Annotated in this window: 12 protein-coding genes; 9 read left to right on the forward strand and 3 right to left on the reverse strand. The window is 66.2% G+C overall.

What is annotated here, in order from left to right:
• Positions 1-28: 28 nt before the first annotated feature.
• Genes bamA through E7T10_RS09315 form a run of 8 tightly spaced genes read left to right on the forward strand, consistent with a single transcriptional unit; the run spans position 29 to position 8,420 of the window.
• A complete protein-coding gene (bamA, locus tag E7T10_RS09280; protein WP_137721570.1) occupies positions 29-2,485 on the forward strand; it encodes an outer membrane protein assembly factor BamA in 2,457 nt (818 codons plus the stop codon).
• Positions 2,486-2,517: 32 nt separating this feature from the next.
• Complete coding sequence (locus E7T10_RS09285; protein WP_137721571.1) at positions 2,518-3,123, forward strand: OmpH family outer membrane protein; 606 nt, start codon at positions 2,518-2,520, stop codon at positions 3,121-3,123.
• Positions 3,124-3,130: 7 nt separating this feature from the next.
• Entirely contained in the window at positions 3,131-4,144 is a 1,014-nt protein-coding gene (gene lpxD, locus E7T10_RS09290) for a UDP-3-O-(3-hydroxymyristoyl)glucosamine N-acyltransferase (RefSeq protein WP_137721572.1), read from the forward strand.
• The gene (gene fabZ, locus E7T10_RS09295; RefSeq protein ID WP_045811203.1) at positions 4,141-4,635 is read left to right on the forward strand and encodes a 3-hydroxyacyl-ACP dehydratase FabZ; all 495 of its coding nucleotides are present in this window, start codon (positions 4,141-4,143) and stop codon (positions 4,633-4,635) included. Before lpxD ends, fabZ begins: the two co-directional genes overlap by 4 nt.
• Complete coding sequence (gene lpxA, locus E7T10_RS09300) at positions 4,635-5,423, forward strand: acyl-ACP--UDP-N-acetylglucosamine O-acyltransferase (RefSeq protein WP_137721573.1); 789 nt, start codon at positions 4,635-4,637, stop codon at positions 5,421-5,423. The genes fabZ and lpxA overlap by 1 nt, the downstream gene beginning before the upstream one ends.
• Positions 5,420-6,259 (forward strand): LpxI family protein, encoded by an 840-nt coding sequence (locus E7T10_RS09305; protein ID WP_137721574.1) that lies wholly within the window; start codon positions 5,420-5,422, stop codon positions 6,257-6,259. The genes lpxA and E7T10_RS09305 overlap by 4 nt, the downstream gene beginning before the upstream one ends.
• A complete protein-coding gene (lpxB, locus tag E7T10_RS09310) occupies positions 6,256-7,425 on the forward strand; it encodes a lipid-A-disaccharide synthase (protein WP_137721575.1) in 1,170 nt (389 codons plus the stop codon). Before E7T10_RS09305 ends, lpxB begins: the two co-directional genes overlap by 4 nt.
• A 2-nt stretch (positions 7,426-7,427) precedes the next feature.
• On the forward strand, positions 7,428-8,420 hold the full coding sequence (locus tag E7T10_RS09315; RefSeq protein ID WP_137721576.1) for an FUSC family protein: 993 nt from the start codon (positions 7,428-7,430) through the stop codon (positions 8,418-8,420).
• A 56-nt stretch (positions 8,421-8,476) separates the two neighbouring features.
• Here E7T10_RS09315 and gltA read toward each other — a convergent pair whose 3' ends face one another.
• Both gltA and gltX read right to left on the reverse strand, forming a co-directional pair.
• Entirely contained in the window at positions 8,477-9,778 is a 1,302-nt protein-coding gene (gltA, locus tag E7T10_RS09320) for a citrate synthase (RefSeq protein WP_045811199.1), read from the reverse strand.
• 66 nt (positions 9,779-9,844) lie between these two features.
• A complete protein-coding gene (gltX, locus tag E7T10_RS09325) occupies positions 9,845-11,260 on the reverse strand; it encodes a glutamate--tRNA ligase (protein WP_137721577.1) in 1,416 nt (471 codons plus the stop codon).
• Between the two features lie 67 nt (positions 11,261-11,327).
• Between gltX and E7T10_RS09330 the strand changes: the two genes are divergently transcribed.
• Positions 11,328-13,445, forward strand: coding sequence for a ComEC/Rec2 family competence protein (locus tag E7T10_RS09330; RefSeq protein WP_137721578.1), 2,118 nt, complete (start codon positions 11,328-11,330; stop codon positions 13,443-13,445).
• Here the strand turns inward: E7T10_RS09330 and lexA are convergent.
• Positions 13,426-14,124: a transcriptional repressor LexA gene (gene lexA / locus E7T10_RS09335; protein ID WP_039247444.1), complete on the reverse strand. Its 699-nt coding sequence runs from the start codon at positions 14,122-14,124 to the stop codon at positions 13,426-13,428. The genes E7T10_RS09330 and lexA overlap by 20 nt on opposite strands.
• Between the last annotated feature and the right edge of the window lie 37 nt (positions 14,125-14,161).

Here is a 14,161-nt window from a genome sequence, read left to right on the forward strand (position 1 = left end):
CCGACGCCAGCCCCCGACGGTTTCCCGAATGAATGACATGACCTCTCGCGCCGCCGTTCGACTGAGCGCCCGCTCCAGCCTGCTGGCTCTGGCGGTCGCTGCTGGGCTGGGCGCGCCTGCGCTGGCGCAGACTGCCCCGGCCCAGACCGCGCCGGCGACGACGCTTGCTGCGCCGGCTCAAACGCCAGCCCAGACGGCCTCGGCGAGCGCTGCCGAACCGCGTGTCGAGATCGCTGCGCCGCAGACGATCACGATCAATCGTATCATCGTGCAGGGCGCGCAGCGGATCGACCAGACGACGGTCCTGTCCTACCTGCCGATCCGCCCTGGTGATGCGGTCGACGCCTCGGTGCTGGACGTCGCGGTGCGCACCCTGTCGCGCACGGGCCTGTTCGCCGATGTGCAACTGGGCATCCAGAACGGCGACTTGATCGTCCAGATTGTCGAGAACCCCATCATCAACCAGGTGGTGTTCGAGGGAAATAAGGCGCTGTCGAAGGACAAGCTGACCAAGGAAGTGACGCTGGCGCCGCGCGGCATCTATACCCGCGCCAAGGTCCAGGAGGACGTCGGCGCGATCGTTGAACTGTACCGCCTTCAGGGCCGCATCTCTGCGACCGTGACGCCCAAGCTTGTCCAGCTTGAACAGAACCGCGTCGATGTGATCTTCGAGATCAACGAAGGTCCGCAGACCGGGATCAGCGCCATCAACGTGCTGGGCAACGAGGCGTTTTCGGATCGCGACGTGCGCGGCGTGATGGTCACCGAGAAGTCGACTTGGTGGAAGTTCTTCTCCAACAACGACAACTACGATCCCAACCGCCTGGAATACGATCAGGAGCAGCTGCGGAAGTTCTACACCAACCGCGGCTATTACGACTTCCGCGTGGTGTCTTCGGTCGCCGAGCTGCAGCCTGATGATCAGGCGTTCCAGCTGACCCTGACGCTGAACGAAGGCGACAAGTACAACTTCGGTGAGATCAAGGTCGTCACCCAGAATGACCGCCTGAACGCCGACTTCCTGAAAGCTCTGGTGCCGATCCGGGAAGGCCAGCTGTACGAAAGCGACAAGATCGAGCAGGCGGTCGACGCCCTGACGTTCGCAGCGGGTTCCGCAGGTTACGCCTTCGTCGAGATCAATCCGACCTACAAGGCCAATCCCGAAACCGACACGGTCGATGTGACCTTTAACGTGTCCGAGGGCCAGCGCGTCTATATCGATCGCATCAATGTGGTCGGCAACACCCGCACGATCGACCCAGTGATCCGCCGCGAACTGCTGCTGACCGAGGGCGACGCCTTCAACCGCGCTCTTATGGAGCGCTCGCGCAACAACCTGCGCGCACTGGGCTTCTTCAAGGATGTGACGGTCGAGGAGACGCGCGGCAGCGCGCCGGACCGTTCGGTTATCAACGTCAACGTACAAGAACAGCCGACCGGCGAACTGTCCGTCGGCGCGGGCTTCAGCTCCGTCGACTCCTTCACGGTCAACCTAGGCATCTCGGAGCGGAACTTCCGCGGGCGCGGCCAGAACGTGGTCGCCCGTCTGGAGTGGGGTTCGCTGCGCCAGCAGGTCGATTTCCGCTTCACCGAGCCGAAGTTCCTCGGACGCGATCTGCGCGCCGGTTTCGACCTGTTCCACTCGCGCTACGACCTGAGCCAATATTCATCGTACGACTATCGCTCGACCGGCGCGGGCCTGCGTCTGTCCTATCCGCTGAACGGCAATATGCTGCTCAGCACGCGCTATTTCCTGAAGTCCGACGAAATCATCGTGCCGACGGGCTTCTGCTCGGGCGTGGGGCAGGGATCTTCGGCGCTTTGCGATCAGATCGGCAGCTTCATCAACTCGTCGGCGGGCTACACGCTTCAGGTCAACTACACCAATGATCCGATCCGCCCCACGCGCGGCTGGGCCGGGTCGCTGCGTCAGGACCTCGCGGGTCTGGGCGGCGACGTGAACTATGTGAAGACCGAGGCCGATGCGAGCTGGTACTACGGCTTTACGCCCAACTGGATCGTCAGCGTTCAAGGTTCCACCGGCTACGTCAGCGGCTGGAACGGCGACCCGATCCGCATCAACGATCGCTTCTTCAAGGGCGGCAACAGCTTCCGCGGCTTCGAGACGGCCGGTATGGGGCCGCGCGATCTGAATACGACCGACGCCCTGGGCGGCAACTTCTACGCCATCGGCACGGTCGAGTTGACCCTGCCGAACTACCTGCCCGAGCAGTATGGCATCAAGACCTCGCTGTTCGCCGATGTCGGTACGCTCGGCGTGCTGGATGACCGCTACAAGCTGACGTCCACCGGGACGGTGAACGCCAACATCGCCGATGAGCTCTCACTGCGCGCGTCGGCGGGCGTCAGCATCCACTGGAAGTCGCCGATGGGTCCGATCCGCTTCGACATCTCCAAGGTTCTGTCCAAGGAAGACTACGACAAGACGGAATCCTTCCGCTTCTCGACCTCTACTCAGTTCTAATCGCGGCTTTTTCGACCGCACGAGGAAACACCATGAAAGCTCTGATCATCGCGGCGACCGCCGCTGCTTCGCTCATCGCCACCGCCGCTTCGGCGCAACAGGCCGGCGCGCCCGCCAATCCCGGCCCGGTGATCCCCGGCGTCTGCGTCTATTACAATGCGCGCCTGCTGGCCCAGTCGTCGGCCGGCCAGGCCGTCGAAGCCCGCATGCAGCAACTGGCCCAAGAAGTTCAGGGCGAGCTGCAACCGTATGCAACCCAGATCCAGACTGAAGCCCAGCAGCTGCAATCGGCCGGCGCCAGCCTGCCGGCCGACCAACTGCAACAGCGCCGTCAGGCCCTGCAGCAGCGCGCGCAAGAGGCGCAACAGCTGGAAGCCACCCGTGAAAACGAGCTGCGCTACACCCTGGGCATGCAGCGTCAGGCCATCACCGAGGCCGTCTCGCCGATCCTGACCGCCCTGTACCAGGAGAAGGGCTGCGGCCTACTGCTGGACCGCGAGAGCGTATTCATGATGAACCCGGCCATGGACGTCACCGACCTGGCGATCCAGCGCCTGAACACGGCCCTGCCGACGCTGAGCTTCAACCGCATGGCTGTGCCGGCTCAAACGCAGGCTCAACCGGCCGCCGCCAACTAAGTCGTCGATGCCCGATCCTCGCTTTTTCGAAACCCTGTCGCCCCTCAGCGTCGCCGATCTGGCGGCGAAGATCGGCGGCGAGGTCGAGCGGGGCGGGGATCGCATGATCGCCTCCGTCGCGCCCTTGTCCTCTGCGGACGGGGGCGCGATCGCGTTTTTGGGTGACCGCAAGTTCGCCGCTGCGCTGGCGACGACCCAGGCCGGCTGCGTCATCGTGCCGGCTGAGGCCAAGGACGCCGCGCCGTCGTCCGCCGCCGTCATCGTCTCGCGCACGCCTCAAGCCTCTTGGGCCAAGGCGTCGCTGGCGCTTCATCGCCCCATACTCCTGGATAAAGCGTTCAGCCGCGACGAGGCGGCCGAGGACGACAGCGTCGTGGTCGAACCCGGCGCGATCCTGGGGCAGGGCGTCCGCATCGGTCGCGGGTCTCGCATCGGCGCCAACAGCGTCATCGCGCCCGGCGTGCAGATCGGCCGTGATTGCGTGATCGGCGCCAACGTCAGCGTGGCCTTCGCGCTGATCGGCGACCGGGTGAAGCTGTATGCCGGCGCCCGGATCGGCGAAGCGGGCTTCGGCGCCGCGGGCACGGCGGCGGGGGTCATGGATATTCCCCAACTGGGCCGCGTCATCCTTCAGGACGGCGTGACGGTGGGCGCCAACTCCTGCATCGACCGCGGCGCCTATGACGACACCGTCATCGGCGAGAACACCAAGATCGATAATCTGGTCATGGTTGGCCACAACTGCGTCATCGGCCGCAACTGTCTGCTGGTCGCCAATACCGGCATCTCGGGCTCGGTGACCGTGGGCGACAATGTCATCTTCGGCGGCAAGGCTGGGATCGGCGACCACATCACGATCGGAGAGGGCGCGCGCGTCGCGGCGGGGGCCGGTGTGCTGGCCGATGTTCCTGCCGGCGAGACCTGGTCGGGTTATCCGGCGCGTCCGATCCGACAGTTCTTGCGCGAGACGGTCTGGCTCGCCAAACAGGCCTCATCGAAGAAGGCTCCGAAGGAATCATAGGGATGAGCGACACGACTGCCGTCGAGGGCAAGATCGATTACGCCGAGGTGATGCGGCGGCTGCCGCACCGTTATCCCTTCCTGCTGGTGGACAAGGCCGAAGACTTCGTGCCCGCGACGTCGATCGTCGGCATCAAGAACGTGACCCACAACGAGCCCTTCTTCCCGGGGCACTTCCCGATCGATCCGGTCATGCCCGGCGTGCTGATCGTCGAGGCCATGGCCCAGACCGGCGCCCTGCTGATGTCCAAGACGCTGGATGTCGCCGTGGCCGACAAGGTCATCATGTTCATGTCGATCGACGGAGTTCGCTTCAGAAAGCCCGCGCGGCCCGGCGACCAACTGCGCATGGAGGTCAAGGTGATCCGCGCGCGGGGCGACGCCTACAAGTTCCGGGGCGAGACCTTCATCGACGGAAAGCTGGCGGCCGAAGCCGAGTTCATGGCGATGGTCGTGACTGTGCCTGCTCCGGCGCCTGGGCCGGCGGCCTGATGACCATTCATCCCACGGCTCTGATCGATGCGACGGCGACCCTGGGCGAGGGGGTCGAGGTCGGCCCCTGGTGCACGGTCGGGCGGAATGTGGTGCTGGGCGAGAATGTGCGCCTGGTCAGCCATGTCGTGGTCCAGCAGGACACGACGGTCGGGGCCGGGACGGTCATCCATCCCTTCGCCGTCATTGGCGGCGACCCGCAGCACAATGGCTACAAGGGCGAGACGGTCCGGCTGGAGATCGGCGAGAACAACCTGATCCGCGAGCACTGCACCTTCAATCGGGGCACGCCGCAGGGGACGGGCGTGACGGTCGTGGGGTCGAACAACCTGTTCATGACCGGCGCCCATGTCGGTCACGACTGCATCGTCGGCGACAATATCGTCATGGCCAACAACGCGACCCTGGGCGGTCACGCCCAGGTCGGGGACAAGGTGTTCCTGGGCGGACTGTGCGCGGTGCACCAGAACGGCCGCGTCGGGCAGGGCGCGATCATTGGCGGTTTGGCGGCGGTGACGCGCGACGTCATCCCCTACGGCTCGGCCTGGGGCAATCACGCGCGTCTGCGTGGGCTGAATCTGATCGGCCTTAAGCGCAAGGGCTACGGCAAGGATCAGGTGCGACGTCTCTTGGCGGCCTATCGTGATCTGTTTGAGGGCGAGGGCGAGTTCGCCGGTCGGATCGATGGCGTGGCGGAACGCTATGCCGACCTGCCGGAGATCGTGGAGATCATCGCCTTCATCCGCGACGGCGGGCGGCGTCCGCTGTGCCTGCCCAACGCAGAATGAGCGCGGCTGGAAAGCTGGGTCTGATCGCAGGTGGCGGCGATCTGCCGGCGGCCGTCGCGGCGCGTTGCGATGCTCAGGGGCGGCCGGTTTTCGTGATCCGTCTGGCGGGGTTCGCCGATGAGCATCTGGCGCGCTGGCCCGGCGCCGAGTTCGGCATGGCGCAGATCGGCGCGATCCTGAAGGCGTTGAAGGCCGAACGCTGCACGACCGTGTGTCTGGCGGGCATCGTCAATCGGCCGGATTTCAAGACGTTGAAACCCGACTTCAAGGGGGCGACCCTGTTGCCGGGCATCGTCGCCGCGGCTTCCAAGGGGGATGACGCCCTGCTGCGTAAAATCCTGTCGGTGTTCGAAGCCGAAGGCTTCGCCGTCGAGGGCGCCGACGACATTCTGGGCGGCGACACGCTTGGCGCTGGCGCGCTGGGCGCCGTCTCGCCGACCGAGGAGCAGCTAGCCGATCTGAAGAAGGCGCTGCATGTGGCCGAAAAATCGGGTGAATTGGATATCGGTCAGGGCGCCGTGGTCTGTGACGGCCTGGTCCTCGCGGTTGAGGCGCAGGAAGGCACGGACGCGATGCTGACCCGCGTCGCTGGTCTGCCCGGCGACTTGCGTGGCGCGGTTGATAGTCCTAAGGGCGCGCTCGGCAAGGTGCCCAAGCCCATTCAGGATCTGCGCGTCGATATGCCCGTGATCGGACCGCGCACCGTCGAAATGGCGGCGACGGCGGGTCTGGCGGGCATCGGCGGCGTGGCGGGACGTTTGATCCTGATTGATCGCGCGGCCATCGTCGAGACGGCGAACCGTCTGGGCCTGTTCGTCTGGGGCGAGGATCGGTGAGCCGTCCGCTGAAGATCATGCTGGTGGCGGCTGAGGCTTCGGGCGATGCGCTGGGCGCCGGTCTGGCCAAGGCGTTGAAGGCGCGGTTGGGGGACGATGTGGCCTTTGTCGGCGTCGGCGGGCCCAAGATGACGGCTGAAGGCGTCGCCAGCCCATTCGATATCGCCGAACTGTCGATCCTGGGCTGGATCGAGGGCTTGCGCGCCTATGGCAAGGTCAAGCGGCGCGTCGAGCAGACGGCGGCGCTGGCCGAGCGGGAAAAGCCCGACGCCGTTGTGCTGATCGACAGTTGGGGCTTCACCATCCGTGTGGCCAAGGCGATCCGGGCCGCGCAACCGGACCTGCCGCTGATCAAATATGTCGGGCCTCAGGTCTGGGCGTCACGGCCGGGCCGGGCCAAGACCTTGGCGGGCGCCGTCGATCACTTGCTGGCCCTGTATGGCTTTGATGCGCCCTGGTTCGAGCGCGAGGGCCTGCCGACGACTGTGGTGGGTTCGTCGGCGCTTCACGTGAACGTCGATGCTGCGGACGGTGCAGCGTTCCGCGCGCGTCGTGGGATCGCCGCCGACGCGCAGCTTCTCTTGGTTTTGCCCGGCAGCCGACCCAGCGAGATCACGCGGATGGCCCCCGTTTATGAGGCGACGGTCAGGAAGCTGAAGACCACGAACCCCGGCCTCGAAGTCGCCGTGGTCGCCGCAGGGACGGTGGCTCACGATGTTGCGGGCCGCGTCGCCGCCTGGCCCTTCCGCGTTCATCTGGTCGACGAAGCCGAAAAGTATGACGCCATGCGCGCCGCGACCGTCGCCCTGGCCACCAGCGGCACCGTATCGACCGAGCTCGCGCTTGCGGGCGCGCCGATGGTTATCGCCTACAAGATCGACGGGCTCAGCTATCAGCTGATGAAGCGGTTCGTGACCGCCAAACACATCACCCTGTTCAATGTCGCGGCCGACGACCGGATCGCGCCCGAGTTTATCCAGCACGAGGCGACCCCGGCCATTCTGACGGCGGCGGTTGGGCGGCTGTTGGCCGACCCGGCCCTGGCGACCGAACAGGCGCGTCGCCAGACGGCGGCATTGGACCTGATGGGACGCGGAGGACCGGACCCGTCCGAATTGGCTGCCGACGCCGTGCTCAGGGTCATCGCCGCCAAATCGGCGAACTGACGATGGCGCGGGCGCTCAGTCCGCGACGTGCGGCCGAGGTCCGCGCCGCGCTTCAGATGGCGGTGGGCGCGATGGCTGCGCTCTATCTCGCGACCTGGCTGAACCTGCCGCACCCGTACTGGAGCGTGATTTCCGCCATCGTCGTCATCCAGGCGAGCGTCGGGGGCGGCGTCCTGACCGTTGCGCGCGACCGGGCCATCGGCACGGCGACCGGAGCGCTGGCGGGGGCGGTGTTCGCCTTCCTTCGTCCGCCGGGCCTGGAAAGCATGGCCCTCAGCATCGCCGTTTCGGCGGGGCTGCTGGCCTTCTTGGCAGCCGGGCGGCCTTGGCTGAAGGTCGCGCCCGTAACGGCCACCATCGTCATCGCCGGCGGGACGGGCGCGGAAGGACCGGCGTCCCTCGCGCTGGATCGGGTGATGGAAATCCTGGTCGGCAGTGGCGTGGGGGTTCTGGCGATCCTGGCCCTGTTTCCGCGCCATGCCAGGCAGTCCTTCAAACTTCAGGCGCGCGAGGCGGCGGGCGAGGCGGCGGTGCTGCTAGCTTTGGTCTCCAAGGCCTCCCCGGAGGAGGCGGCCGAGATCTCGCGCCGTCATGCCGATCTGAAGCGGCGGCTGGATGCCTTGGGTCAGGCCGCCAAGAACGTCATCGATCTGCCTGGCCCACAACGCGAGACCGCCGACCGGGCTGCGCTCGTGCGCGCCTTCTGGCGCGTGCGCAGCGACATAGTCATCCTGGGGCGCGGTTTCCAGGCCGAGGGCGCAGGCGCCCGGCTGGAGCCCTGGTCGCAGGACGCCGAGCGCGCGGTGGAGCAACTCAAGGCGTTGTCTCAAGGGAGGGCCGCCCAGCCCATGGGCGCGATCGACCAAAGCCTGGCCTTGTCCATGGCTGTCGAGGGCGACGACATGGCTCTGGGCGCTGCTGCAATCGGCGTGGCCCATATGCACCGTGATCTGGACGACCTGGCTGCCCGGTTCGCGGATCTGAAGCTGGTCTGACGACAAAGGAAAACGCCGGGGATGTCTCCCCGGCGTTCTGCATTCTAGCCTTCGTCTCAGCCACGCTGTTCGATCGGCACGTAATCGCGCTGGGTCGGGCCCGTGTAGAGCTGACGCGGGCGACCGATCTTCTGCGACGGATCGGCCATCATTTCCTGCCACTGCGAGATCCAGCCCACGGTGCGGGCCAGGGCGAACAGAACGGTGAACATGGTGGTCGGGAAGCCCATCGCCGACAGAGTGATGCCCGAATAGAAGTCGACGTTCGGGAACAGTTTGCGCGAGGTGAAGTATTCGTCCGACAGGGCGACCTTCTCCAACTCCTTGGCGACCAGGAACAGCGGGTCGTTCTCGCGGCCCGTGGCGGCCAGCACTTCGTAGGCCGACTGCTGCATGACCTTCGCGCGCGGATCGTAGTTCTTGTACACGCGGTGGCCGAAGCCCATCAGCTTGTACTTGCGGTCCTTCACGCCCTGAATGAACTCCGGGATCTTGTCCGGGGTGCCGATTTCCTTGAGCATCGTCAGGGCTTCTTCGTTGGCGCCGCCGTGCGACGGGCCCCACAGGCAGGCGATGCCGGCGGCGATACAGGCGAACGGATTGGCGCCCGACGAACCAGCCAGACGCACGGTCGAGGTCGAGGCGTTCTGCTCGTGGTCGGCGTGCAGGGTGAAGATGCGGTCCATGGCGCGAACCAGGGCCGGATCGACGTGATAGTCCTCGGCCGGCACGGCGAAGCACATGCGCAGGAAGTTTTCGGCGTAGGACAGGTCGTTGCGCGGCGAAACGAACGGCTGGCCGATATGGTATTTGTAGGCGCGGGCCGCGATCGTGGGCATCTTGGCGATCAGGCGAATGGCCGAGATGTCGCGCTGGATCGGATCGTGGATGTCCAGGCTGTCGTGATAGAAGGCCGACAGGGCGCCGACGGTGCCGACCATGATCGCCATCGGGTGGGCGTCGCGGCGGAAGCCTTCGAAGAAGCGATCGAACTGGCTGTGCAGCATCGTGTGGGTGGTGATGCTGTTTTCGAACTTCTCATACTGAGCAGCGGTCGGCAGTTCGCCGTGCAGCAGCAGGTGGCAGACTTCCACGAAGTTCGACTTCGACGCCAGTTGGTCGATCGGATAGCCGCGGTGCAGCAGCACGCCGGCGTCGCCGTCGATATAGGTCAGAGCCGATTCACAGGCCGCCGTCGAGGTGAAGCCGGGATCGAAGGTGAAGGCGCCCGTTCCCGCATAGAGTTTGCGGATGTCGATGACGTCCGGGCCGGTAGAGCCCGAAAGGACCGGCAACTCGATCGTCTTGTCCTCGAAGGACAGGGTCGCCGAGCCGGCAGGTTTGGCTTGTTCAGTCATGAATGCCCCTTTGCATCACACGTCCAGGCGCGGGGAGGCGTCGGCCGCTTTTTGGTTTGTGGGTGATCACTTAGTCTGTTGCAGCGCATCATCCAAGCGCCCGAGACTTTCGTCGCGCCCAAGAGCCGACAAAGTTCGTGCAATATCAGGTGATGTTGACCCTGCGGTAAGCGCCGCGCGCATCGGCGGGCCGATTTTTCCGAACCCGACGCCCTCGGATTCCGCAAAGGCCTTGAGCTCGGCTTCCAGCGCGAAGACATCCCAGGATTGGAAAAGGGACAGCCGCTCGCGCAAGCGGGCGAGGCGATCCAACGTCTCACCGGACAGCAGCGCTTTGGCCTTGTCGTCCAGGGTCAGCGGGCGCGATTTCAGGACGAAGGCGGTTTGGTCGGCCAGATCGAGGATCGTCTTGGCGCGGTCCTTGACGAAAGGCATGGCGCGCTGGAGGCGGGCTTCGTCCGCCTCCGCCAGGGCGTGGCCCTTCTGCAGATGCGCATCCAGCGTCAGCTTGGCGAGCCTTTCATCGTCGGCGAGGCGCAGCCAGTGCGAATTGACGTGGGCCAGTTTGTCGAAGTCCAGACGGGCCGGCGCCTTGCCGATGCCGCCGAGATCGAACCATGCAATGGCCTGGGCGTCGCTGAACAGTTCGTCGTCGCCGTGCGCCCAGCCGAGGCGGGCCAGATAGTTGCGCATGGCCTCGGGCAAATAGCCCATCTCGGCATACTCATGCACCGCCTGGGCGCCGTGACGCTTCGACAGCTTGGCGCCGTCCGGTCCATGGATCAGGGGGATGTGGGCGAAGGTCGGGCGCGTCCAGCCCAGCGCATCGTAGATCAGGCTCTGGCGCGCGGCGTTGTTCAGATGGTCGTCGCCGCGAATGACGTGGGTCACGCCCATGTCATGGTCGTCCACGACGACGGCGAGATTATAGGTCGGCGCGCCGTCCGAACGCAGCAGCACCAGATCGTCCAGGTCGTCGGTGGACCAGTTCACGTCGCCCTGGACCTCATCGGCCACCGTAACCGTCGTCGCCTTCGGCCGACGGAAGCGCACGACGTGCGGCAGTGCCAAGTCGTCCACGGTCGGCTCACGGTCGCGCCAGGGCGATTCGAAAGTGCGCTTTTCAGCCTTGGCCTCGTCACGCAGACGACCGGTCTCCTCGGCCGAGGTGAAGTCGCGGTAGGCGTGGCCAGTTTCGAGCAGTTGATCGACCACCTCGCGGTGGCGGTCGGCCCGGCTGAACTGAAACACCGGCTCGTCGTCGGCGAACAGCTCCAGCCAACTCAGGCCATCGAAAATGGCCTTCACCGCCTCATCGGTCGAGCGTTCGCGGTCGGTATCCTCGACCCGGATCAGGAAACGCCCTGCGTGTCTCTTGGCGTACAGCCAGTTGAACAAAGCGGTTCTCGCTCCGCCGATATGCAGATAGCCTGTCGGCGAGGGGGCGAAGCGGGTGACGACAGTCGAGGAAGGTGGGGTCATGGGGGAGGGGTCCGTAAGCGAGGCCCTTATACGCCCCGATGCGGCAAAACCTACCCCCGCTGCGCGATTGCGCGCCTGGCTGCACGCCGAGGTCGCCGCCCAGACCCTGAGATGGCGGCTATGGGCGCCGGTCGCATTCGGCGCGGGCGGCGGCGTCTATTTCGCCCTGCGAGCCGAGCCGGTCTTGTGGCCCTTGCTGCTGGGCGCCGCCTTGGCCTTTGGGCTGTGGGTTGCGGCGCGCCGGCGCGGCGGGTCGCGGCGCCTGACCTGGCTGCTCTTGATGCTGGCCTGCGTTTCAGGCGGGCTGGCGGCGGCCAAGGTGCGCACCGAAGCCGTCGCCGCGCCGATCGCGCCCGTCCTCAGCGAACCGACCGTGATCGAAGCCTGGGTCGTCGATGTCGACAGCCCAGGGCAGCGCGGCGCGCGGGTCGTGATCGCGCCGGTCTGGATCCGCGGACTGACGCCCGAACAGACGCCGGTGCGCTTGCGGGCGACGGTGCGAGGCGACCCGCCGCGGCCTGGCGAAGCGATCCGCCTGTTCGGCATTCTGAATCCGCCGCCTGCGCCGGCCAGCCCCGGCGCCTACGACTTCGGGCGCAACGCCTTCTTTCAGGGCATGGGCGGCGTGGCGTTCGCCTTGGGCGACACGCGTACAGCCGATCTGGCCCCGCCGCCGTGGCGGCTTCGACTTGAAATGGCGATCAATGGCGCCCGCTTCGCATTGGCCGAACGGATCGTGGCGCGGCTTGGCGAACGAACCGGCGGGATCGCGGCGGCAATGACCACCAGCCATGAAACCTGGATCAGTCAGGAGGACATGGATGTGATGCGCGATTCCGGCCTGGCGCACATCCTTTCGGTGTCAGGGCTGCATATGGCCATCGTCGGCGGTTTCGTCTTCTTCGCCGTGCGGCTGGGCGTCGCGGCCTGGCCCTGGTTGGCCCTGCGAGTTCACGGCAAGAAGGTCGCGGCCTTGGCGGGCCTGACGGCGGTCGGGGTCTATCTGGTGGTGTCGGGCGCGCCGCCGCCGGCCGAGCGGGCGGCCATCACCGCCTCCATCGCCTTTCTCGCCATCCTGCTGGATCGGCAAGCTGTGACGATGCACGGCCTGGCGGTCGCGGCCTTCATCGTTTTGGCGATACAGCCTGAAGCCATCGTCACGCCGGGCTTTCAGATGTCGTTCGCGGCGACGGCGGCCTTGGTCGCCCTGGTAGAGGCCTGGCCGAAGCGCCCGCGCGAAATATCGGCGCCCTGGCCGATCCTGGCAGTCCAACGGCTGGGCGGTTGGTTGACGGCGGCTGTGGCGGCCAGCGTCGTCGCAGGATTGGCGACGGGACCGTTCGCCATGCAGCATTTCAACCGCACCGCCATGTACGGACTGCTCGCCAATCTCGGCACGTCGCCCGTGGCGGACTTCATCCTGATGCCGGCGCTGGCCTTAGGCGCAGCGTTCGAGCCCTTGGGGCTGGGGGGACCGTTCTTGGCGGTCGCGGGATGGGGCGTGGATCTGATGCTGGCGATCGGCACGTGGACGGCGGGAATGCCCGGCGCGGTCAGAACCGTCGCCAGCGCGCCGAACTATGTCCTGCCGATCGCCTTTCTGGGCGTGCTGTTCGTCTGCCTGTGGCAGGGCCGCCTACGATGGTTGGGACTGCCGTTCGCAGCGGCAGTCTTGATCTGGCCGCGTGCGCCGACGCCGGACCTCTGGATTGGCGATGGCGGGACGAACGCCGCCTTTCATCGTGGTCAGGCGGGGGTCGTCGTGCGGCCTGGCGTGCGCGAATTTGCAGTCGATCTCTGGTCACGAAGACGGGGGCTGACGATGACGGACCGGTCGGAGACGGGCTGGATCTGCGGCCGCTTCTCCTGTCGACCGGACACCGATGAGGCCGGGCCCGTAGCAATCTGGTGGGGGCGAAAGTCGCCGAGCTCCGATCAGATGGAGATGTTATGCCGCGCGGCGCCCGTCGTCAGCGTCCGCGCCGTCGTCAACTCAGTCCCGAGCGCCTGTCAGGATCGCCTTGTTCTGGACGGCGTGGACTTTGCGCGAGGCGGGGCGGTGGAGTTGTGGCGCGTCAGTTCGGGCGAGCCGAACCGATGGCGCGCGGTGTGGACGGCCGATGTTCGCGGCGACCGCCCCTGGACGCGTCAGTCCGATCCGGAGGTCAGTGATACCGGCGCATGAGGCCGACCAGCTTGCCCTGAACGGCGACCTGATCGGAGCCGTAGATCTTGGTTTCGTAGTTGCGGTTGGCGGGTTCCAGGGCGATCGAGGCCCCCTTCTTGCGAAGGCGTTTCAGCGTCGCCTGCTCGCCCTCGACCAGAGCCACGACGATCTCGCCGGAGGCGGCGTTGTCGGTCGATTTGATCACCACCATGTCGCCGTTCAGGATACCGGCTTCGATCATGGAGTCGCCTTCGATCTCCAGCAGGTAGTGCTCGCCAGAACCCAGCATCGATTCCGGAACCGGATAGCGGGCGGTTTCATGCTCGATCGCGTCGATCGGCGTGCCGGCGGCGATCTTGCCCATCAGCGGCAGTTCGCGGGTGTCGTTCGCCGCCATCGGGGCCGCAGGTCTGACACCGCCGCCGCCCTCGATGACGTCGGGCTTGAACCCGGCGCGACCGCGCGGCGCGCCGGCCGTCGCCTGTTCGGGCAGTTTCGTGACTTCCAACGCGCGGGCGCGATGAGCGAGACGGCGGATGAAGCCGCGTTCCTCCAGCGCGGTAATCAGCCGGTGAATGCCGGACTTGGAGGCCAGATCGAGCGCCTCCTTCATCTCGTCGAACGAAGGGGAGACGCCGGTCTCCTGGATGCGTTCGTGGATGAACATCAGCAATTCGTGCTGTTTGCGCGTGAGCATCGCCAGGCCCTCATGCGCCCGCCGACGAATCGGAACG

The sequence above is a fragment of the Brevundimonas sp. SGAir0440 genome (assembly GCF_005484585.1).
Lineage (GTDB): Bacteria > Pseudomonadota > Alphaproteobacteria > Caulobacterales > Caulobacteraceae > Brevundimonas.

What these genes read in the sequence shown, in the direction of transcription:
- bamA (WP_137721570.1), top strand. Translation starts at nt 29, where the DNA reads ATGAATGACATGACCTCTCGCGCCGCCGTTCGACTGAGCGCCCGCTCC.
- E7T10_RS09285 (WP_137721571.1), top strand. Translation starts at nt 2,518, where the DNA reads ATGAAAGCTCTGATCATCGCGGCGACCGCCGCTGCTTCGCTCATCGCC.
- lpxD (WP_137721572.1), top strand. Translation starts at nt 3,131, where the DNA reads ATGCCCGATCCTCGCTTTTTCGAAACCCTGTCGCCCCTCAGCGTCGCC.
- lpxA (WP_137721573.1), top strand. Translation starts at nt 4,635, where the DNA reads ATGACCATTCATCCCACGGCTCTGATCGATGCGACGGCGACCCTGGGC.
- E7T10_RS09305 (WP_137721574.1), top strand. Translation starts at nt 5,420, where the DNA reads ATGAGCGCGGCTGGAAAGCTGGGTCTGATCGCAGGTGGCGGCGATCTG.
- E7T10_RS09315 (WP_137721576.1), top strand. Translation starts at nt 7,428, where the DNA reads ATGGCGCGGGCGCTCAGTCCGCGACGTGCGGCCGAGGTCCGCGCCGCG.
- gltA (WP_045811199.1), bottom strand. Translation starts at nt 9,778, where the DNA reads ATGACTGAACAAGCCAAACCTGCCGGCTCGGCGACCCTGTCCTTCGAG.
- gltX (WP_137721577.1), bottom strand. Translation starts at nt 11,260, where the DNA reads ATGACCCCACCTTCCTCGACTGTCGTCACCCGCTTCGCCCCCTCGCCG.
- lexA (WP_039247444.1), bottom strand. Translation starts at nt 14,124, where the DNA reads ATGCTCACGCGCAAACAGCACGAATTGCTGATGTTCATCCACGAACGC.